Raw genomic sequence first — 20819 nt, 5'->3', positions numbered from 1 at the left:
AGCTATTGATGCTTAAGCGTTCTGGTCATTGGAGCTGAGGGGGAGATAGGAGGCCGACGGCTCAGGCGAAGGAGTAAACATTTACCCATACGCCGTTTAACAGAGTAGGTCGTTTCGCTGGGTGTTGCGTTTACAGTTCATGCCTTAGGCACCCGGTTTTCCTAGATTTGTGAGTTTAATTCGTCGCCTACAATGATAAAGCTGTGTTGCTCGCCTAAATCCGCGCTCTGTTGCAAATAATTTGTTACATGTCGATCGATCCAATGAAGCCGGAGACCCGTTTTTCACCTTTGAAGCAAACTCAATTAAGCTCAGCAACATAATTGAAAGAGACGCCAAAAAATGGAATTTCCTGGGTTAACTCGGCAGTTGTTAATTGATCCTGAGCTTTGGAGTATGACCCGATCAGGTGCACGGGCCGGTCGGGGTTTCCGATATCAGGACGCGGTGGCCGCTTGGCTCGCCTCAGTGGCGTGGCGCGGTGAAGCCACTTGGACGCGGCTCATTCCGGAAGGTGTCGACGACCTTACCTTGCACGGACCTGAGCTTGAGTTTAGAGCCCAGCTCAAGGCCAGGCATGATCCTCAGGGTGTCTTTTCCCAAGCCGAGACGGCAAAACACCTCGCCAAGAGTGCTAAGGATCTACCTCACGATTGGCGTGAATCCAATCGGGTGAGATTAGCACTGGTGCTAGAGCGACCGCTTGAGGGTATTCAACCTACAGGTTGGATAGTCACACTTGCCGAAAGTGACCAAGATCTGACGAAATTCGAAAAGCTTTTGGCAGAGGCCTTAGGGCAACCCGACAATGATTTGGTCGAGGCTTTACTGGCACGCACCCATCTGGTGATTGAGCCCGACCCGCTAGAACGCGGCTGCGCTGCTCTCACCAGCACATCACTACCGCCTGCGGGTGTGCGGCTGGTGCTGCAACAACTTCGCGAGCAGGCTGGGAAAGCATCTGATTCTAACTATCTAGCATCGAGCGAGAAGCCAGAAACATTGGACCGCAGCGACGTGCAGATACTTATCGATGGGGTTCAAGGGGTCATTGATCCTATCGGCTACGTTGATCTGATAGCTGGCCTCGCAGAGATTGCAAATTTCAGCGAACCTATGCCGGCTGGGGGCTTCTACCGAGGTGTCAACGTGGCACCGGGGCACGTCGGGGCTGGTCTAGTGTTTGCTCGACCGGAGTTGATGGCGGACATTTTAACCAGCCTTGAGGCAAAGCGATTTGCTTTGGTTGCGGGTCCTTCCGGAGCGGGGAAGTCAGCACTTGCCTGGTTGTCGGCTCACCATACACGTCATGCCGTGCGCTGGTATCGCATTCGGGAGCTGCAGGTCGCCGATGTAGCAAAGCTCGTTCAGCTCGCCAAACTACTAGAAGCGAGCCCTGAGCGCCCCGTCGGTTTTGTCGTTGACGATGTGGGCCGTCAGGAGACGGCGGGATGGGACGCGCTCGTTCGGGAGGTGGAGGCCCAAGCAAGTCTACTTGCCATCGGAACGGTGAGAGAAGAGGACATCTTTCTTCTGTCATCCGCAGCTCGTACGCCGACGATCCGACCCAAGCTCGATGAGAGTCTGGCATACGGAATCTGGAAAGCTCTGCAAACGTCCGGCTCAGTAGCTTTCAGTCACTGGCAAGAGCCATTTGAACTAAGTAACGGTCTGCTTCTCGAGTACACCCACTTGCTAACTGCTGGGGAGCGCCTTGAGGAGACGATTCGTGAGCAGGTACGTCGTCGTCTTGCCGAAGACCGGGACGATGAGCTGATGATTCTAAGGACCATTTCCTTTGCTGCTGCTCAAGGGGCAGCTATAGATCCAGTTCGGCTTCGAATACTTTCTGGAATGGATGAGCCTCGCTTTGCAAAGCTGCTTCAGCGACTGGTCGATGAGCATGCGGTGCGTGCCAGGCCTGACGGGGCGCTTGCAGGGTTGCATGAGATTCGTTCGACATATCTGGACGGAGCCATCCGAGAGCTTCTCGGTGAAGCTCGAAGTCGGGCAGTTACAGCGGCAGCTGAAACCCTTGCGAGCGATACCTTCGCGGCTTTCATCGTCCGGGTCTTGCGACGATGGCCTGAAGAGGAAAAAGCAATGTTGGGGGGGCTCGCTGCTCGGCTAAAGACAGAAGAAGGGCGGTGCTGGACGCCAGTTCTTCATGGCCTCGGACTCGCAACCGCGGATCGAGTTGCAGAAAAATGGTTGGAAATTTCTCGCTCAGCAGATATTGATGACCGCTTAAGCGGGTTCACTTTTATGTTTGCTCTTGCGAGTGTGGATTTCGGCGACGAACCGTTGTTCGCCAAACCGAAGATAGCGCACGCCTCCTTCTCGAAAGTAAATGTCGCCGATCTTCGTAGCATTTTGATCGAGATGGCGACAGACGCTTGGCCTACCCAACTAAGTGTTAGCGAGACAGCTGAGCTCGCCGCTACGCTGTTGCCAATTGCCGGTTGCAAATCACCGCCGTCTATCAGGTGCATTCCAAGTGGTGACTTGTCTGAAGCGCCCCTGGAAGATCTTCTAGCTCTTCTCATCACGCTAAGAGAAGTAGATTTAGATGCTGCGCGAACCGTTGTCGAGATGTCCGGGGGTACGACCGCTCTTATTAGTCGTTTGTACAATGAAAGCCCTTGGGTAACTCGACCCGAAATCGGAGAGTCCGACGGCATGCTCAGTGTTACTGGGTACGTCCGTTTCGTTCACCCAGAGGTTCAGTTAGATCTGAACGAGGAAGTCGTACGCCTTTGCACGGCCATGAGCGCTGTGGTACCTGATGCTGAGCTCCTCATCGCAGACGCGATCTTCAGCGACGGCCGTCCTGTTGGATATGGTGAACACTCTCAGAACTCCAAACGTATGCCGCGGCATGCAGTGATTGCTCCTGCACGTATTGCCTGGAACCAGGCTGAAATTCGAGCGATCAATCGTTTGGTTGCTGCGCCGACCGAAACCCAGCGAACTACGGAGTTAGCCGTCGCTGTCAATGAGCTTGGAGTCAAGCTGAGGGAGGCGGGGGATTTCTACTGTCGGATGGAAACTCCGGGAGCGAAGTGGAAAATGCTTTTGCAGATTCGGGACTGGCTCACCACGTTCATTCAACCTCCGAGTATCAATGAATCGCTCACCGGACCTTTATCAGCAGGTAAGTTGAGTGATAGTGACAAACTCCATGACTTCGTTACAGGTCTGCAGCGGCTGATGACTGAGCTCACTGACGGTGTTTCGGAAAAGCCGAACCTTATGGCTGCCCGGACAGCTAGCTTGGTGCGCGAAGCGGAGTTATTACATCGCCCAGAGTTATGGCGCATGACCAGCGAGCCTCCCCTGGAAATGTTGGTTCAAATAGCCGAGACGCTTCGGCAGATACGCGCCGTACTTGCCGACACTGCTATGAATCCGGATCAACGCCTTGTGTTTGCAAGTCGTTTTCGTACCACGAGTCGTCGCCACTCCATTCTACGTCGAGCTGCGGAAGATGCGTGCCAAAGGGCTGAGTCATTGACATCCGCTCGCCGAGAACAGATACGGCTCGCTATGGCGGACAAAGGATTGAACGTTGAAGTGTATTCGCGTAATCAGCCCGAAAGCAGTGGTGCTCAATGGCCAGATGCTGAGTTTGCCGTTCTCTTGAAGGTTGAGGCGCTTTTTGATTGGTTAACCACGGAGGAGTCTTTCTCCGCAGTGGCAGCTGCACTATCGCCCCAAGCAACCGTTAGCTACGGAGCGGTAATCAATGGACGCTTAGCTCCTATGGGCATGACTTTCATAGTTTCGTTATTTCCCGACGTTACCTTCGCTGACAAATGGAAAGATAGCGTACCGTACTCTCCGATAATCGATGAAGACTTAAGGCTCTACGATGAGGCTTTGGAGGCCATCGGAGCTATGTCGGCAGCTTGCGCAGAATCAGGACGTGAGATGAATGCCAAAGAGCTTGAGTTTGTAACCAGCATGATGGAGCGATGCAGACGCAGTATGGAGTGCATAGCGACGAAGCTAGAAGATACCGCAGATGATGTACTTATCGACGTAGCAGGTTCTCTCAGTCGTGCGTTCAGTCGCTTTCAGAACGAGCTAGAAAATGAAGAGGGCGAAATAGTAGCTTCTGATTTGTCAGCCGGTCTACGCGGGACTATGACAGATCTGACGTATGAAATCCTTGGCATTCGTTTAGCCCTTATGGAACGTGCTGCATTTCGATTGGGGAGCACCGGCGTTGAAAGCTGATCGCTTTTTCAGGTTCAGGCGGCAAGGGCAGCGTTGTGCTAGTGAGCGCCGACGAGACGAGGTTGGCGAGCCAGGGAGATGATGATGGTGAGCAACGCCTGTTTGAAATCGTTTGCTCATTAGATGCCCGACCTCCGTTCGCGGGCATCTGCTTTTATAACGTCACGACCAAGGGGATCTGCCTAGGGAGTTGCGCACTTTTTGAGTCAGCCGTTGGCATGCATCGCGGCGGGACAAAAGAGGGTCGGGCTCCATCCTAAAGTTAAGTAGACGCCAATGATCGCGTTGGGCTACCTTTTGCCAGGCTGTGGCCGGGTCAGCTTACCTGGCGATCATGGGTAAGGATGCGGTTATGATCAATGAGCTCCAAGCTAGTAAGTCTTGCTACTTCTATAAGCAACACCGTCCCATTACTGCCAAGGCCATCTCTGCCGTGTTTCGGACGGTCCGGGCAGGCCAGATTGCGCCATCCAATAACCATTTTAGCTACAACCGCGAGCAATACGGGAATGCCTACTGGTCTGCGCTCTGCTTTCAGTTTGATCGTAAGCCGGCGTTCCTGGCTGGCTCCACGTCGATTATGGAGAGGGTGAGCGGATACTTGCTGATCGTGGAGTACGAAGACCATGTCGCGGTGTTCAAATCGCAGCTCGATCTGCCCTCGGAGTTTGTCAAAACGCACCTGGTGCGGATGAGCGCGCAGAATATTGATAACGGGCTCACCTCTGAAGACGCTGTATTTGACCGCGTACGGTTGCGTCATATGACGACGTCACGACTGGCGCTGCGCAGCAAAACCCTCGAAGCCCCGGATTTACGGAATGCTGTAGGTATGGCGTCATCCGGCCGCTTCGCGCCATTGGGATATAGCTTCCTGCAAGATGGGGAGCATTACTCGACGACTCCTCGTACTGGCCGCATCTCACAGCGCTCAGACCGTTCCGGGTATGAACAGCTAGTGAGGTTCGCCTGCGAAATCATTGATCAAATCAAGCTGAAGGGCGAAGTGGCGTCTGCTGGCTTCCTGAGTGCATTCGCTCGACCCATGGAGCTGTCGCAACTCAAGGCGGTGCCCAATCAGCTTGGGGTAGACACGGCACTCCTGCAGGACGCCATTTTTGAGCTCAACGAGATTAGGTTCGTCAAGCCAGATGGAGCGGGTCATCGGGAACTGAACCGGCTGGAAACCGAAGAGGTTCTGCAGGAGTTGAGTACTGTGTTCTTGGTGGAGAAGACGAAGACCAAGCTTCTTCTCAAGGATCCGGTAAGCGGCGCTGAGGTCGGTGAAATCGTCGTAAACAAATCTCGGATCTCGTTCAAGCAGTTGGACTTGCCCGCGATCAAAGATGTGGCCGTGGAAAGGGCAGATCTGCCTGTAGGCACAGATGCCGACCGTATTCCCCTGAGAAGATTTATTGATCGTACTGACACATTCATCGTTCTTTTTGATGCGCCCCAATTCGCGTACATCGATGGCAGCCTGTACCAGGATGATTCGCTGACCAATGGTGGGGCTTCGTTCCTCGGATACCTGTTCAAGGATAAAGAGCTTGCTAAGGTTACGGATGAGAAGGGGGACTTCAAGGCAACCCAGGTCGCATTCGACTCAGACTCCACGTTTGGAGTGATTTTGGCAACGATCGCCGCTGAGGACGACATCGTCGTCTGTGATGACCTGGGCGACGAATGGGCTGATTTCATTGGCTTAAAGACTGATCCGGGAGCGCCCCGCATCACGTTCTATCATGCCAAGCACGGTGCTCTCTCTTTGGGAGCAAGCCCGTTCCATATTTCGGTCAGCCAAGCTATCAAGAACCTGGGAAGCCTCGGACTCCCAGCAGCTAAAATGCGATCGAAGTACCGCAAATGGCGAAAGCCCTACAAAAATGACAGTACAACCACGAATATCAGTCGGTTCTGCAAGGGCGATGCAGCAGCCGCTGTCGCCGGCATGAACCTTTGCCGCGACGCCCCGCATACCATGAAGCGAGTCGCCATTGTCACCTCATCCCTCAGCAAAGCGGCCGTCAGTGATGCCTTCAAAAGTATTCAGGCGGGAGGTAATGCCGACCCCTACTTTGTGCAGCTGTATTGGTTGCTGTCCTCGTTCTTTGCTGCCTGTGCAGAGGTAGGTGCATTTGGCTGTGTGATTTGCCAAGAATGAGACTTTTCCGGGGGATGGTTGACGCGCCGGAACAACTGACGATGACATGAGGATGAGCGGTGATGGCGGTATCTATTCCCTGGGGGCTTGCTGGAATAGTGGTTGGGTGGGCTTGGAGGAGGATCGAAAAAGTGCTGTTCTACAAAACCTACCTGGTGTCCCACCGAAGATGGTCGAACCAGTACGGGTTAGGCGCATATTGGGAGCTGCTTGGCGAAGATCTGGAATATACGCTGCGCATTGCCCAATCGACCGACCCATTGCCGCAGGTGTCGAAAATTGCGTTCCGTGCGAGGAAGCATGTGGTCAAATGCTTCAAGGGGGTATTTGAAGCCAAGGGCATGGATGTGCGGTACCAGGAAAGCATCACGATCTTCGATGTGGATGCCACACCGATCATTTACAGCTTGGTCAATCTCCCCATGTGCGAGCCCATTGACGTTAACCAACACGCCATCCGATTTTCACTGGATACGGTCAGATTCCGGCTCTGCAGCGTCGAGTTCGAGGATGGGCGGCTTGAAAGGATTTCAGATCCTTTGACGCAGACGCTTACCCAGACCTGGGCGCAAAATTCACAGTGGAAGGAGAATTGGGGGAGCTACTGGAATCTCGATGCCATCCACTTTGCTAAGCAGGAACTCGGAATTTTCTGGCGCTGGTTTGGAACATATTCCTATATTGGGCGCTACTCTCCAGGCGGTCAGCTATCTGGCTCGGCACCCTGGTGGCGGCCAATGGCCAAAATAGTCGGCTGGGTGATGAGCCTTCCGTGGCTGGTAACGGTACAGTTCTGGTTGGCGATCTGGTCTGGCCTATTTGTTCTCGACAAGGACGATCGATTGAGCTGGCGCAGGAAGGGCTCCGCGGGTGATCCGGGTTGATGGGGGAGTGCACCTGTATCATCCTTCTGCCATCTGGTCCGGAGGCACTCCAAGCTGCAGGTCGAGCGGGCGCTGATTGCTGAGATGATCGAGCTCGCCGGCTGTAGTGAGGATATGGATACGGTTCGAATGGGCAGTCGTGGCAACAGGCGATCCACTTGGCCCAGGGCGCAGCCGAACAAGCGCTGTCCGAACAGCGGCAGGTGTTACTCACCGAGAGAGAGCCGCTCGCGGCAGTTGAGGATCAAGCATCACCGGGATGCCGCCCAGCATCGTCAGCAGGCGGTGGCGGTCTGCCGATCTACCGTTGAAACCCTGGAGCAGCAGTTGCGGCAAACGATCAAGGCCGAACGCAAGAGCGGCGCCGCCCAAAAAGCGCTGATTGTGTTTTCTCATGGCCACCTATGACTTCTGGGCTTTGATACTTCTCTTAATGGTCAGATCTTGCGTCAGCAAGATGTAAGCGAGCGAGGCGGATATCAACCACTCAGACTGCGCCGATATAGCTCATCAACCCAGGGCGATTGATTGTTCCCCTGATACACTAGGCACAACTCTCTACGAGGGCGCGTGACGCCGACATAGAAGAGTCTCCGGGCTTCACGCAGTGCAGAAGTACTTCGGTTGTCTCGCGCGTTGGGAATATCGCCCTGATTGATACCGAACAGGATGACAGCGTCGAACTCGCGGCCTTTGGCACTGTGCAGCGTGCTCAAGGTCACTCGGCCAGTGCCGTCGAATCGGCCGGCAAAGGTGTTGAGCGGAATGTCACGACCCTCCACCGGATCGGTTCGCGCGATCATCTCGGAACAAACCTCCCATTCCTGGTGGACGTTTCGGGCAATGGCCCGCCAAGGCACGATCAACTCCTGATAAGCACGGTGTAGCCAAGTATGAGTGGTTTCGCCTGCATCAATGCTGCTGCGCAGAAATGCCATCAGCTGGAGTGATAGTGCATCCTCCTCTGCCTCATTCGCACGTCCTCCGTAGACAAGTGAGCGCGCCTGGCTGAGTAGTCGACCATAAGGTGGAGCTGCAACACACCACCCGCCAGTAACCCAGCCGGCACAGGACTCTATGAAGCGAGCAAGGTAGGAACTGCGTTTCACCAGCGCGTTGCCGTCAGTACGGACAAAGGTGCTGTTTGCACTTTCAAGCGCAACCGCAACCTTGTCACCGAGCCAGGCAGCGCGGTAGAGAATCGCGACCTGTTCGGCTTGAAACCCACTTGCTATGAGATGGGGTAAGACGGTTTTGGCGATATACGACGCTTGCTGGTCAAGGCCTCCCGGAACCGGAAAAAAGCTTAAATTTCCCTCTGAGGCACCTTCCACGCCACAATAATCACGCTCCTCGCCAAGCGCAGCCATTGAGGCGTTGATGATCTTCGCACCTGATCGATAGTTGAAGCGCAGGCGAACTGTTTTGACGTCCCTTCGTTCAGTAAGCCCTTGCAGTAGTCCGGGATTGGCGCCCGCGAAGCTGTAGATCGACTGATCGGCATCACCGACCGCAAATAGCCGGATCCCGCCCTCGAAGCAGAGGAGCAATACCAGTTCATGGAGCGCATGACCCAGGTCTTGATACTCATCGACAAACAGCACGGGAAAGCGAGCTCGGAGGGCTTCACGGATCCACTGGTTTTCCTTCACCATGCGGTAGGCAATGAGCGGCATGTCGTCGAAATCGATCAGCCCTTTGCGCCGTAGCTCGGTCTCGTACGCTTCGATGAAATCGGCCAGTTCAGGGTTGCTCCCTCTCCAACTGGGGCGGCTGCGATCAACCTCACGGCGGCGCTTTTCCTCAGCAAAGCCCCACCGCTCCTGCGGATCGTCTGCATCGCCGAAGACAGTCTCATGGGCCGTCTCAACCGCACGACGGCTCTCAGCGCGCGTCGCGACGCGAAAGCTGCCTGGAAGAAGGCCTGCAATACAGCGGGCATAAGGAGCAATGACTTGGGTGAGCGCAAAACTATGGACGGTGCCGATGAAGCTACGATCACTACTCATGACGCCGAATCTGGAAAGACGCGTTTCAAGTTCAATCGCACATTCGTTGTTGTAGGTGATGCATGCGACCCCACGCGGATCGATAACATCCTCCATAAGCGTGCGCGCCATGGCGGTGGTCAGCGTCTTGGTCTTGCCGCTGCCTGGACCGGCCAGAACCACGCAATGCTCGCGCTCACATACCGCTTCGTATTGCTCTGAGTTGTGTGCAAGCTCCGCGAGCGCTTCTTCCAGCGCGAGACGTTTAGACATGGGACACCACAAACTGAATCGCCGATGCGATATAGGCTGGCGGTACCAATCCAGGTAGTTTCCTTTTGAGCTTCGCGCTCAGGCGACCCTTGCCGATGTCCGAAATCATCGCGAGTAATTGGTCGGGATCGACGTCCGTACCGGAACGCCAGGCGGCGATGCGTTTCGTGCGAATGGTGCCAAACTCCTGTTCGTCGAGGATGTCGAGTAACACCTTAAGTAGGTCGGGGGTATTCGCCACCGCAACTTCGAAGGTCCGGTCGTTCAGGAAAATCCCCCGCTTTGCCCAAGCCAAACTGAAAGCGGTGAAATCGGCTTGTTCGCACCATGTGCGACCTTCGGGCGTAAGCGGAGTCGCTGCGGATACAGTGCAAAGGGCGTCCCAGATCCCTACCGTGCGGGCTTTCCCGAGCGGAGGCTGGGAACCGTCAAGTGGGTCCCAGTCGGTAACGACAGCGAATGGCAGGCCGAGACTGCTAGCGAGCTTCACATAAGGCGTGAAATTGGTACCGGCGACATTGCAGACGGTAATGCCGACCTGGTCCAAGTTGTAACCTAGCGCCTCTGCGAATCCAGGTAGCAGCGCTTCCTCCGCGTCGCCCTCAACGAAGATTACCCCCCGTGCGAAAAGTAGCTCGGACCGTGTTCCAGTCAGATAGCGTTCGATATCGTCGAGCTCTTCGGACGTTACTGGTAGCAAGGCTAGGGAATACGCGAGGGTAACGCCTTTCACTGAGCGCAAGTTCACGACCGATCGCAGCGGTGCAACCGCAGCCAGGGTAGGGGAGTGGCTAGTGACGATCAGCGCCTGAGCAGGGTCGGTACTCTGGAAAAGCTTGTCGAACACGGCTCGCTGAAGCTGAGGATGAAGGTGCGCCTCGGGCTCCTCGATACACAGCAGCGAATAGTTTCGCTCATTCTTTGCTCGCCGCCAGGCAAACTCCGCCAGTTTTAACGCGACCAACGCGACATTGGCGGAGCCCAAGCTCGCTTCAGCAATACCACGCTTCCCGTCGTCGACGAACATAGAAATCGATCGAAACAGCCGCAGGGGGTCGGCCGGCGCGAAGCGTAACCGAGCATCTATGTCATGTGTCTTTCCAGACAAATTAAGAATGCCATTGCGGAGCGAGTCTTCGAGCGCTTTCACCGACGGGAAGCTTTCCATCTTCTTAGTTGCTGCCTCAAGATCGGCGGCGACATTCTCCAGCTCGGGGCGGCTGACTGAAGCAACCGCGTCTTCGAGCAATGGCCGAAGTGGCGAACTACGCCAGGATGCGAGCTGTCCCTCTGCATCGCGCAAGGCATCTAGTAAGTCGAGCGCAATCCGGCGACGCACTCGACTTGGCACTGACCGGGATTCATCGCCTCCGCCATAGACGATGAATTCGCAATCCTCGCCAGACTGCGGCACTCCTGTTACCTCAGCTTTCTTGCGAAAGGCATAGCTCAGTCGTGCGACCTTAGGATCAGCGGCTATGCGAAAGTCGGTTAACAAAGCCACCAGTGCATCGTCATGATCGAAATCGGTGAAATCGAGATGCACTTCAATCTGAGGATCGTGCGTGAGGTCACATCCATCCCAAAAGTCCGAGAGCCTCAGTTGCCGCGCCGAATCAGGGAGGGTCGGGTCAAGTACCAGTCGAATGGCGAAAAGCAGGTTGCTCTTGCCGACTCGGTTCTCTCCCAGCAACACCACGTTGCCAGCGAGCGGGATGTCGACGCTCTGAAAATTTCGGAAGTTGTGGATGATCAATTTGGCTAGACGCATGTCATTCCCTCTATCACGCGCGGATCTGCGGAGAAGTGATATCACTTTGAGGGTATCGCGTCGATATCGACTTTCGACCAAGAGCAAACGCGCCAAGGACAGGACATCGCACAGCATTCTCATACACAGCGTAGTGCTGTCAGCTACTGTGCCAGGGCACAGCATCGTAAAGCCTGAATCAGGGCCACATTGGCCCGCAGTGTGCGGCCTTCCCCAGCCCGTCAGATCGGAAACATCGACTCAGGCTTGAGCCTCAGCATGCCGGATGATCACCTTCGGTACATGGGCGTCCGCGAGGCGATAAATTTCCTGCAGCTCTGCCTCAAATGCCCGCAACACTTCTTCAAAAGTCGGTAGTCCCCCGTTCAAAGCAGATGCGCGCCGCAAGCGGCTTTTCACTTTGTCGTAGATTTTATTCAGCACCTGGGCTGTATCGACATACTTCTTCAAGCTGGCAAGCTTATGAGGATCGGAAAAACCTGCGGCGGACGCTTCGATCATCGCCTCGTATTTGGACATGTCCACTGAAAACGCGGGTTCGATGAAGAAGTGATGGATGCAGATTTCTCTAATCCGCTGATCAGCCTCATACTCCTCTTCCTGCATGCATAGCCTTTCGCGTTCGGCCTCATCTTCGGCCTCAATCAACCTCTTCACCTGTATCTCCGCCTTCGAGGCAATAGCGAGGAGCTCCATATCATCCTGCTCGTAGGCAATCTGCTTCAGGAAAGTTGCAGCACCCAGCACCTTGTAGTCGAGGAAGACATCATCTTCTGCATACTCTGCATCAGCGACTCTTTGTGCTTCCAATTGACTGACCCATGCTTGCAAAGTGACCTTGATTGACTCACGCATCCATTTATCCCTGTCGATTGTTCAAGCTGTGTTCGTCCATGGCTGCCTAGCCACCTGCAACCAGATCGCCTCCCTAGTATCAAGTTATCGTGCGACGGCGCCGCCGGATGCCAGAAGCTTGCCGTCGGCGTGGTCGCTATGCACCGATGAAGAGTAGTGGCGCAATGGTATCAAAAAGGTCATGAGCGGTGCACGGCAGACCGACGACCTAGGAGGTTTGCAAAAGTATAGAAATCGCTCAACAGCCATGTGGACCACTAAGCGGGGGGAGCCAACGAGCGCGTTGGTAGGTCGACAGCGGCCAACGGTACCGCATGCCCACCCGCCGCATTTTTTCCGCCTCCTTTAACCCTCGGAACGCGATTGTGTCAGCGGCGTGGAGCAGACCATGGGCCAATCGTTAGCACGGTTCCAAGCCCTCCAAGGAATGGTACTGCGAGCAGGGAAAGCGCTGTAACACCGCCTGCAGCTACCACTTAGCCCGCAGCACGCGCAGTACCTTCACTGGCGGCGATTGAGTAGGTGAGGCGAGGCTTGCCGGTGACAAGTCACTCAAACGCTAGATCGCTGCGTGACGACGCTGACACGCCTGGACGGCCCACGGCGATGAGGGTCAAAATCCGTCGGAATTTGGATGCCCTGTTTACACTCGCGAAGCGGCTTGACCTGTGGTTCGATGTCCAGCGTCATTAGCCTGCTTGATATCAGGTGCCCGTGAGATGAATAGAAAAATGAATATCGCCGTAAGCGCAGTAGGACTGGGTTTGCTGGGCGGGGCTGCTATCTGCACATCTTCGGCTGTTGAGTTGATCAGAACCCAGTGGACGGGGTCACGGCGGTTAGCTATCGTCGAATCGTCATCGCTTAAGTATTGAGAGCGTCATTGGGTCCGGGTACGGCGGTCATTACCGTCCTCCTGACGTTGTGAAACTTGGCTTTGTATCAATCGCACGTTATCTCTACCGGAAGCTTCTCCGTGACGGACCAGCACACTCACGAAAACCATTACGTGCCCGTGTGGTACCAGAAGCGCTTCATACCCGCTCCTGGAGCGCAGCTTTTCTATCTCGATCTCTCGCCGCCGATTTATCCGAAAGGCCCAGGGAAATCGCTCACCAAACGCGCCCCAAAGAGCAGCTTCAAGACAACGGATCTCTACACGACCTGGTCCGGGGGACAGCCCAACGATGAAATCGAGCGTATGTTGTTTGGTGAGATCGACAATGCTGGGGCAGTCGCGGTTCGCCAACTCGCCAATAGTCAGCCAGAGGACGTACATCATGCCTTTGAGCCTTTTTTCGAATACCTGGGCGCGCAGAAGTTGCGTACGCCGAAAGGCCTAGACTGGATCAATGCCCATTACTCACTGCTTGATCAGTCTGGCCTGATGAGGGAAATGCAACACTTACTGACGCTGAACTTGACCATCTGGAGCGAAGGGGTTCGCGAGATCGTCTCTGCCAAAGAGTCGGACGTGAAGTTCATCATCACCGACCATCCTGTCACCGGTTACAACGCGGCATGCCCGCCGGACGCTTCGGCATGTCGCTACCCTAATGAGCCGGCCGTGCAATGGAACGGGACTCAGACGATCTTTCCCCTGGATGCAGAACACTGCCTGATCCTCAGTCATCTCGACTACGCGAACCGGCTAGCAGGCCTAGACCTGCTAGCCGACCGACAGAATGCCCGGCACTTAGGCAGAACGCTGGTTCGGACGGATGCATGGATTCGATCAAGGTCGCTGTCTAGAGAACAAGTAGTAACGATCAACTACCTTCTAAAGACGCGCGCGCGGAAGCATGTGGCGGCGCCAGTGCAGGATTGGCTCTATCCGGAGAAGGAATACGCCGGCGATTGGAGCGAGATCGGGGAGGTGTTACGCCCTCCAGCTAACGAGCTTTGGCATTTTGGCGGAGAGATGTACGTCGGGTACGAGGATGGCTCAACGGACTATCAAGACCCGTATGGGCGTACCTCGGGCAGCCATGAGTACCTGAAGAAAACTCCCCAGTCAGCTCCCATTGAGGATGGAGCTGAGTGCGGTTGCGGCAGCGGCTGTTCATTTGCAGCGTGTTGCAAGGATATTCCTGAAGCTCATCGTCCTACCTGGTCGGTGGCAAGCATTCGGGAGCGCAACCTGATGTTCATCGGCAAGGTGAACAACATCCTCGGGTTGGACAGCGGGAAAAGCTGGAACGACGTGCGCGCAGAACTGAACGACGAGCACGTCGCGCAAATTTATCGGTGTCTTCAGGCATTGTGGCCAGCTGACACAAACTTCAGGGAGCTTTGGCCGCGGCCGGATCCTCGAATTTTTCGGGCGGTGTACATGGGCTGCATCGACCCCCGCACAGTCGTCACCAGTGTGCTGGCCTGGACCAGCTATTTCGACGAGGTCGTGCTCCTCAACCCGTTTATCAATCCGACCTGTATACGGCCTGAGTTCAGCCCCGTCGAAAATCCAGCTCAGCACAGGGTGCAGACCCTGAAAAATGTGATGCTCTTACTCGAACTCGAGCCTTTCATTCGGGCCGGGATAGTTCACTTCGTCCCTGACCCGGGCGAGCTCGATTTCGCTTTTGGCAAGGCGATGCGGGACATGGCGCTATCTCGCGTCGGTGCTGCGGGGGACTCTCACGACGACACTGGTTTTCTCAAGCGCCTTGCCGAGGACGATACTGAGCGACTACTCACACGGCTGCCACTTAAGGCTTTCAGCAACATCATCCGCAAAGCGTCGCCCCACCTTAATGTGGCCGATGCCGATGAAATGGCACGACGAATCATAGAGAGTAGAGCTGATGACCCCTTGGCGCTACTGCAGCCTGTGGAGCCAGGAAAGGAGCACAGCCAGCTCATGGCGTTTCGTTGTGCACCGCTTGAGCTTTCGATGTTCATGGCCCAGGTGACCGGCGCCGCAGTGTTTACGGATCTTCCGGTTTTCTGGCGACAACTGCATGCTTCAGCGCAAGCTCAACCTTCCGCAACCTGCTGGGCACCATTCACGGCTTTGACCGATGAGTTGTCCTTTACGCTGGCTGATGATCTGCGCGAAATCTATCGCCTGCGGACATCAGAGGGCTTGTCCGATTTCCGAGGCGTGTTTAGAAAAGTGTCGAGTTTGCTTATCGCGCCACAGGGAGATATAGCAAGCCAGGTTGAGCAGCTTGCAACTAATACTGAAGTAGCATCCCTAGCTGCTCAGGATTGTTGGACGACTGATTGTCCCGCCGGTTCTGCGCGACGACTCAGAATTGCTATTCCTGAGGACGGATTTGCCTATACAGCGGTGCAGCGCCAGGTCCTAACCTACGGGCATGAGAACGCTCTGAAGACCGTTCCGCTGGCTCTATTCGTGGAAGCGCCTTGAGAGATCATCCGCTGCCATATATCTAGTTGTTCGACGTTGGGCAGTCCAACGTGCGGGCTTACGCCGTTGATCAACGCAGTCGTTGCCCGCGAAGCAGCCTCAAATGACTCCACCGCGCAGTACAATTCGCCAAAGCCACGGGGGGACTTGGTCGTTATGAGTTGGGACTGAATACATTGAAAATCACGGGTTCTGGCGCAGAACCGACTTTCAGAAATTTGTGTATGGGGCTTAGGGGAGACTTCAAAGCGCAGCTGTATTTCAAGAGGGGAGGAGCCGTACTTTTGCTTATCGGGCAAACTCCGGAGGGAGAATGCGTTGACGACGTGATCCAGCTGACTTTTTCATCGCCTCTTTCAAACGTTGAGCAGATCCTTCAAGCTCGGACGGCGACGCAAGGCTAAGAGCAAGCATTAACGCATCGCGGCGTTTCTGTTTACCTTCCAAAATTTCAGAGAGGCTACTTTCCGGCTGAATAGGGCGCTTCATCGTTGCTGACCTCGATCTTCGGATCAGATTGGATGCTAGCACAAGCCATACAACCCGCAGCCTTCCGTTGATCCACTTCGTATGAGGCATCAGAAATACGAATGGATCTTCTGCCGCTGCTGGTAATGGCATGTCATTTATCAGATGATCATTTCATCTCGCTTGGCAGCTCCGTTCGGATGCGGGAAAACAGTTCGTCGAGTGAGATCGGATTGTCCTGAAGCAGATAACAACCTACGAGAATAGTCAGCGGATGAACGTCCAGAACAGATGCCAGCTGACTCTTCAGGCCGCGCTCTAGAGTGCTGAGATAGGTGCGACTGCTGACATCGGAGAAATCCTCCTGCGAAAGCTTCCTTTTCGATCTCAGCTGTTTCAGAGCCACGCCAAATGCCTGCTTCAGTTCCATATTGCCGATCTCGCAAAAGGAACGATGAAGCCTTTTTGAGTTCTATAGAGCTACAATCTATAGTGTTCAATCTCAGAAGGGCTCGCTATGTTCGTAACCTACAAGCAGGCTGAAATCCCTCTCGGAATAAATTTTGGGGATGAAAATACTCAGCATTGGCAGTACGTGGAGCAAACGCTTCAGTGCCCTTGGTTTTACCTCAAGCTCGCCCGACAAAGCGGCGAGGAGGTCATGATCAGTATGCTGCTCATACCTAGCACTCCGGCATTCGAGCAGTTGCTTGGAGAGCAAGGAAACGGTCTTTGGCTCAAGGGTGTACAGCTGGTTACTCCGGGGTATATGAATGGAAGCGATTGCTGGGAAATGGAACGATTGCTTGAGATCAGCGAGGTTGTTGATGACAAAGACGACAGCTGCACATATGTCTACAGATTGGAGGGTGAGCGTCTCTATTCCGAGAACCGGCAGCTGGGTCGATCATCTCCGCGTACCACCCGTGTCATTTTTTCAGCTGTAAAACACCTTCGCAGCGTAAGCGTCCGCCCGACACCCTCTTGCTGATCAGGCCTTCACCTGCTTCTTCAGCCATTGGTTGACCCAATCGCAGTCAAACGCCGTCGGATCAAATCCATCATCCCCATACCACTCCGACATTTCTTCATGTTCGGGATGATTCGGATCTGCCAACGCTGCCAGAAACTCTTCATAACCAGCCACACCGCCAATATCTTCCGGCGGGCATCTATTGGCCCCATCGATGCAACACGGCACCTGCGGGAAAATAATCGCGGGCAAGGTTTTCTCGACTTTGATGCGCAGTTCCCAGTTATCGCCAAAGTCGTAGACATAACGAAACGTCTTCTTCCCGTACAACACGTTGATCAGCTTTTTACGCTGCTCAGAAATCACCGGCGGGCCCCAATCCGGGTCAGGCACACCGTAACTTTCACCATCAATTTCAAACTCATGCAGATGCGTGTCGCTCCAGCCAAATACAGCCTGGATCACCTGATGCAACTTGCTCAAGGTGATGTTTTCAGGCACTGCAACTCGACGCCAGATCGAAGGTTTTATCCATTTAAATTCGATGTGCAGCACCAGAACCTGATCGGTTTTAATCATGGACGGAGAAATCGTTTTGGGCATGAGTCAAGCAGCCTCGCTGTGTTCGAGGGGGTTAAGGGAAACGTTCCAGGGCAACAGTTCCTCTACCCGGTTGATGGGGTGCTCGGCGATTCGCTCCAGCACGTGGGTCAAATAGGCTTGCGGGTTCAGGTCGTTGAGTTTGGCAGAGCCCACTAGGCTATAAATCGCAGCAGCTCGCTCTCCACCGGCATCGGAGCCGACGAACAGATAATTTTTTCTGCCTAGCGCGACGGCGCGCAATGCTCGTTCGGCAGCGTTGTTGTCGATCTCAATCCGCCCGTCATCGCAGTAGCGCACCAGTGCCTGCCACCGATTCAGGGCATAGAAAATCGCACCACCCAATGCCGATTTTTTCGACAGCTGAGTCAGTGTTTGGCTAAGCCACACGTGCAATTGCTGCAACAGTGGGCCGGCTCGGCTTTGCCGAGCTGCTTTTCGCCGGTCGGGCGGTTGACCGCGAACCTCACTGGCGAAGCTTCCCACCGCAGTCAGCGCATTGCGACTCGGGCTGATGGACGTGGATTTCGCGAGGCAGGTGTTCAGGTAACGGCTTGCGCCGAGGGACGGTACGAAGTGGCGGTTCGGTTGGAGGCGTTAGTGTTGTCTGGCTGACTTCCAGCTCCTCCAGACTCAACTGGAGTTGGTCGATCATGGTGTCCAGTTGCTCGGAGCTGCGACCGAACTGTGTGCGACGCAGTTTGGCGATCATCATCTTCAAGCGCTCAATCTCTGCCCGCTGGGCAGAGACCAGAACCTTCAGAGCTTGAAGATCATTGGGCATAGAGTCGGTCACGAGAGTCATGACCGCATGTTACTGGGGTTTTTCAGTGCGGCAAGTCAGACCGCAAGGACAGGTGCTGTACGAATTGGCCTGCGCCAATCAATGCCCTCCAACAGCATCGACAGTTGCGCGCTCGTCAGCGACACGCTGCCGCTGGTTGCTTGCGGCCAGACAAAGCGCCCTTGTTCCAACCGTTTGCAAAACAGGCATAAGCCGTCGCCATCCCACCACAACAACTTGATCCGGTCACCGCGTCGTCCACGAAAGGCGAAGATCTGACCGGAGAAGGGATCGGCTTTCAGCTGGGTCTGCACCAAAGCCGCCAATCCGTCGAAGCCACGGCGCATGTCAGTGACGCCGGCGGCGATCCAGATACGGGTTCCAGCAGGAGGAGCAATCATCGCAATAACTGCTGCAAGACGAGTTGCAGCGTCTGCGGATCGGGTGCACCCGTAATACACAGCTTGGCTTTTCCTACTTCAACTGCGATCTCGGAATAATGCTCTGCCGGTGGCTGGACGACTTGCGCCAGATCCATTGGCGTCTCGATCATCTGAACGGGCAAGAGCGTTATACCCTGGCTAACCGGGCCGAATAATCCCTCCTGATACTGTTGCCGCCAGCGAAATACCAGGTTGGCATTGACGTCATGTTCGCGAGCGATCAACGACACGGAGGCGCCGGGCTGGAAGGTGGCTTCGACGACTCGGCGTTTAAAGTCGAGCGGGAAGTTGGGGCGACGACCCGCTCGACGGGCTGGGGCAACTGTATCCAAGATAGTGTCCACTAAAAAATGGTGTCCACTATCTTGGCCAATTTGGAGGGCTGTCAGGAGAGGGTGCTGGGCGGACGGTTACACCCATTTAGACTCTATGACAAGAGATGTCGCAAACACCGCATGGAACAAGCTAGCGAGACCATAGTGGAGTGTGCCCCACACTGCTCAACTTCTTACACCTCTCAGAGCACGACAATCTCGTCTGCCTTCAGCCAGCCTGCTTCAATGACGCTCGCTTTGGCAATCTCTGGGGAGGGGAGGATTTGTCAGTCGATGGCATCCACCCAAGATAATGTCTCCTGGAGGGAAAAGCAGCAACCAGGATGGGATGATCCCAATCCCGGTATGCGCCGGTTCAATTGGCTACTCTTTCTCGTCTGAAGGCTTTCGTACGAAAGGATTTATGCGCTTGTAGTACCGGTTGTCAAAGCCGATAGGTTGTCCATTTAGCCTGTCAGCTAATGCATTATTTTCATTAAATGTAGCTAGAAAAGTGGCGTCGAGTCCGGGCAGCTCTGGGTTGACTAGCATTCGGGAAAGATGATTAATTTCAGCGATTGCCAGTGCGTAATCAATGCATGCATAAAGCCCCTGTAGTATTCCTATTTTGTTCCTGCGCAGGTATTCATAGCTGACTTTTAGCTGCTGAGGCTCTACCACTACAGACGTATTGTTTGTGAGTGCAATTGGGTTCGGGTGTGCACCAAAGTCAATGGCAGCGTCATAAAGGCTGAATATATGGTGTTCATATGGGGTGTCATTGGAGTTTTCGTCGTGCTCTTGGATGTAACCTCTGAATCTTTTAATTGCTGCTGTAAATGCTTGTTTGCTGGCATTGAAATCAGCATCTGAAGTGTGTCGATTCCGCCATTTTTCGACTAGGCCTTCTTCGCGGTTAAATAGGTAGCCATAAATGGCTGATTCCATCGCGGTTCTAAACAGTGGAAATAATGCCGAAAAATGGCCGGCGCTCGCTAGGTCATAGGCTGCCACAAAAAGGGAATGAGCGTGAACGGCGGCTGTAAGTGCTTCAGTAGAGCCCAGGTCTTCGATGGAGTCCAGAATGAGATGATCGCATTTATTGACAAGGGCGATCACCTCCGCAAAATCATTTTCGATGAGTTTGCGGAGCTCGTTTTTTGAAGCGGTATACGCTTCGTAGTCAAATCGGTTGTCAGAGTTGCTCACGGGTATTTCCTACCAAGGTTGTCTGCTTATTTTAGCGTGGTACACACACGGAGTACGCATATGTTTCTGTTGTTTCAGAAACATGACATGAATGCTAAACGCCTCAACGTTGGTTGAGATGGCCGCAGAGGTGGGCGTTTTTGGGTGTGCGTGCGTGAGTTTTGAGGGTCGAGAGGTGAGCGTCGTTTAGGAGCCGTTTGGCGAATGGTGCTACGGCTGACGCGGGTTCCAGGGAAGCTTGAGTGCATTTCTACTAGTTTCGCGAACGCTTCAATTCGCAACGGCCACATGTGGATTTGGTAGCTATTGATGCTTAATCGTTCTGGTTTCGAGCTGAGGGGGGGTGATAGGAGGCAGACGGCTCAGGTGAAGGAGTAAACATCTACCCATACGTTGTTTAACATAATATACATTATGTGTACTCACAGATATTCCCACGCCCCCCATTGATGGCTGGATTTGAAGCCAATCTCATCCTCTC

The 20819-nt window shown here is 54.4% G+C and carries 14 protein-coding genes and 2 pseudogenes; 6 read left to right on the top strand and 10 right to left on the bottom strand.

Going from position 1 to position 20819, the window contains the following annotated elements; all coding sequences use genetic code 11:
- Window positions 1-342 precede the first annotated feature (342 nt).
- The 4 genes and pseudogenes from BLT00_RS06150 to BLT00_RS32070 all read left to right on the top strand — a co-directional run.
- Window positions 343-4239, top strand: coding sequence for a hypothetical protein (locus tag BLT00_RS06150; RefSeq protein ID WP_092143409.1), 3897 nt, complete (start codon window positions 343-345; stop codon window positions 4237-4239).
- Window positions 4240-4591: 352 nt separating this feature from the next.
- Window positions 4592-6403, top strand: coding sequence for a hypothetical protein (locus BLT00_RS32000; protein ID WP_218190042.1), 1812 nt, complete (start codon window positions 4592-4594; stop codon window positions 6401-6403).
- Window positions 6404-6465: 62 nt separating this feature from the next.
- On the top strand, window positions 6466-7287 hold the full coding sequence (locus BLT00_RS06140) for a hypothetical protein (protein WP_092143406.1): 822 nt from the start codon (window positions 6466-6468) through the stop codon (window positions 7285-7287).
- Between the two features lie 140 nt (window positions 7288-7427).
- A pseudogene (locus tag BLT00_RS32070) lies at window positions 7428-7572 on the top strand (plasmid replication region); the annotation flags it as partial.
- 194 nt (window positions 7573-7766) lie between these two features.
- Here the strand turns inward: BLT00_RS32070 and BLT00_RS06135 are convergent.
- The 3 genes from BLT00_RS06135 to BLT00_RS06125 all read right to left on the bottom strand — a co-directional run bounded on the left by BLT00_RS06135 (window position 7767) and on the right by BLT00_RS06125 (window position 12174).
- Entirely contained in the window at window positions 7767-9548 is a 1782-nt protein-coding gene (locus BLT00_RS06135; protein ID WP_092143403.1) for an ATP-dependent helicase, read from the bottom strand.
- Window positions 9541-11319 carry an ATP-dependent nuclease gene (locus BLT00_RS06130; RefSeq protein WP_092143400.1) on the bottom strand — a complete coding sequence of 593 codons (1779 nt, stop codon included), beginning with the start codon at window positions 11317-11319 and terminating at the stop codon, window positions 9541-9543. Before BLT00_RS06130 ends, BLT00_RS06135 begins: the two co-directional genes overlap by 8 nt.
- Before the next feature lie 240 nt (window positions 11320-11559).
- Window positions 11560-12174: a hypothetical protein gene (locus BLT00_RS06125; RefSeq protein WP_092143397.1), complete on the bottom strand. Its 615-nt coding sequence runs from the start codon at window positions 12172-12174 to the stop codon at window positions 11560-11562.
- Window positions 12175-13150: 976 nt separating this feature from the next.
- Between BLT00_RS06125 and BLT00_RS06120 the strand changes: the two genes are divergently transcribed.
- The gene (locus BLT00_RS06120) at window positions 13151-15547 is read left to right on the top strand and encodes a DUF4238 domain-containing protein (RefSeq protein WP_158265814.1); all 2397 of its coding nucleotides are present in this window, start codon (window positions 13151-13153) and stop codon (window positions 15545-15547) included.
- 288 nt (window positions 15548-15835) lie between these two features.
- Here BLT00_RS06120 and BLT00_RS30845 read toward each other — a convergent pair whose 3' ends face one another.
- Both BLT00_RS30845 and BLT00_RS06110 read right to left on the bottom strand, forming a co-directional pair.
- The gene (locus BLT00_RS30845; RefSeq protein WP_139199604.1) at window positions 15836-16036 is read right to left on the bottom strand and encodes a hypothetical protein; all 201 of its coding nucleotides are present in this window, start codon (window positions 16034-16036) and stop codon (window positions 15836-15838) included.
- A 148-nt stretch (window positions 16037-16184) separates the two neighbouring features.
- Window positions 16185-16445: a helix-turn-helix domain-containing protein gene (locus tag BLT00_RS06110; protein ID WP_092143388.1), complete on the bottom strand. Its 261-nt coding sequence runs from the start codon at window positions 16443-16445 to the stop codon at window positions 16185-16187.
- An 87-nt stretch (window positions 16446-16532) separates the two neighbouring features.
- Here BLT00_RS06110 and BLT00_RS06105 point away from each other — a divergent pair, with 87 nt between their 5' ends.
- Window positions 16533-17006 (top strand): hypothetical protein, encoded by a 474-nt coding sequence (locus BLT00_RS06105; RefSeq protein WP_092143385.1) that lies wholly within the window; start codon window positions 16533-16535, stop codon window positions 17004-17006.
- On the opposite strand, the gene BLT00_RS06100 is transcribed toward BLT00_RS06105, so the two are convergent.
- The 5 genes and pseudogenes from BLT00_RS06100 to BLT00_RS06080 all read right to left on the bottom strand — a co-directional run bounded on the left by BLT00_RS06100 (window position 17007) and on the right by BLT00_RS06080 (window position 20338).
- Complete coding sequence (locus BLT00_RS06100) at window positions 17007-17591, bottom strand: plasmid pRiA4b ORF-3 family protein (RefSeq protein WP_092143382.1); 585 nt, start codon at window positions 17589-17591, stop codon at window positions 17007-17009.
- A 3-nt stretch (window positions 17592-17594) separates the two neighbouring features.
- Window positions 17595-18393: pseudogene (locus BLT00_RS06095) on the bottom strand (transposase).
- 35 nt (window positions 18394-18428) lie between these two features.
- Window positions 18429-18773, bottom strand: coding sequence for an IS66 family insertion sequence element accessory protein TnpB (gene tnpB / locus BLT00_RS06090; RefSeq protein ID WP_092143378.1), 345 nt, complete (start codon window positions 18771-18773; stop codon window positions 18429-18431).
- On the bottom strand, window positions 18770-19147 hold the full coding sequence (locus tag BLT00_RS32450) for an IS66-like element accessory protein TnpA (RefSeq protein ID WP_057448444.1): 378 nt from the start codon (window positions 19145-19147) through the stop codon (window positions 18770-18772). The genes tnpB and BLT00_RS32450 overlap by 4 nt, the downstream gene beginning before the upstream one ends.
- A 366-nt stretch (window positions 19148-19513) precedes the next feature.
- Entirely contained in the window at window positions 19514-20338 is an 825-nt protein-coding gene (locus BLT00_RS06080; protein WP_063321245.1) for a hypothetical protein, read from the bottom strand.
- Window positions 20339-20819: the final 481 nt, after the last annotated feature.

The sequence above is a fragment of the Pseudomonas sp. NFACC51 genome (assembly GCF_900103575.1).
Classification (GTDB): domain Bacteria; phylum Pseudomonadota; class Gammaproteobacteria; order Pseudomonadales; family Pseudomonadaceae; genus Aquipseudomonas; species Aquipseudomonas fluorescens_Q.
The sequence above is the reverse complement of the archived record's forward strand: the minus strand, read 5'-3'. Positions and strand labels throughout refer to the sequence as shown.

Coding starts and splice junctions, on each gene's coding strand:
- BLT00_RS06150 (WP_092143409.1), top strand. CDS start 343: ATGGAATTTCCTGGGTTAACTCGGCAGTTGTTAATTGATCCTGAGCTT.
- BLT00_RS32000 (WP_218190042.1), top strand. CDS start 4,592: ATGATCAATGAGCTCCAAGCTAGTAAGTCTTGCTACTTCTATAAGCAA.
- BLT00_RS06140 (WP_092143406.1), top strand. CDS start 6,466: ATGGCGGTATCTATTCCCTGGGGGCTTGCTGGAATAGTGGTTGGGTGG.
- BLT00_RS06135 (WP_092143403.1), bottom strand. CDS start 9,548: ATGTCTAAACGTCTCGCGCTGGAAGAAGCGCTCGCGGAGCTTGCACAC.
- BLT00_RS06130 (WP_092143400.1), bottom strand. CDS start 11,319: ATGCGTCTAGCCAAATTGATCATCCACAACTTCCGAAATTTTCAGAGC.
- BLT00_RS06125 (WP_092143397.1), bottom strand. CDS start 12,174: ATGCGTGAGTCAATCAAGGTCACTTTGCAAGCATGGGTCAGTCAATTG.
- BLT00_RS30845 (WP_139199604.1), bottom strand. CDS start 16,036: ATGAAGCGCCCTATTCAGCCGGAAAGTAGCCTCTCTGAAATTTTGGAA.
- BLT00_RS06110 (WP_092143388.1), bottom strand. CDS start 16,445: ATGGAACTGAAGCAGGCATTTGGCGTGGCTCTGAAACAGCTGAGATCG.
- BLT00_RS06105 (WP_092143385.1), top strand. CDS start 16,533: ATGTTCGTAACCTACAAGCAGGCTGAAATCCCTCTCGGAATAAATTTT.
- BLT00_RS06100 (WP_092143382.1), bottom strand. CDS start 17,591: ATGCCCAAAACGATTTCTCCGTCCATGATTAAAACCGATCAGGTTCTG.
- tnpB (WP_092143378.1), bottom strand. CDS start 18,773: ATGATTGCTCCTCCTGCTGGAACCCGTATCTGGATCGCCGCCGGCGTC.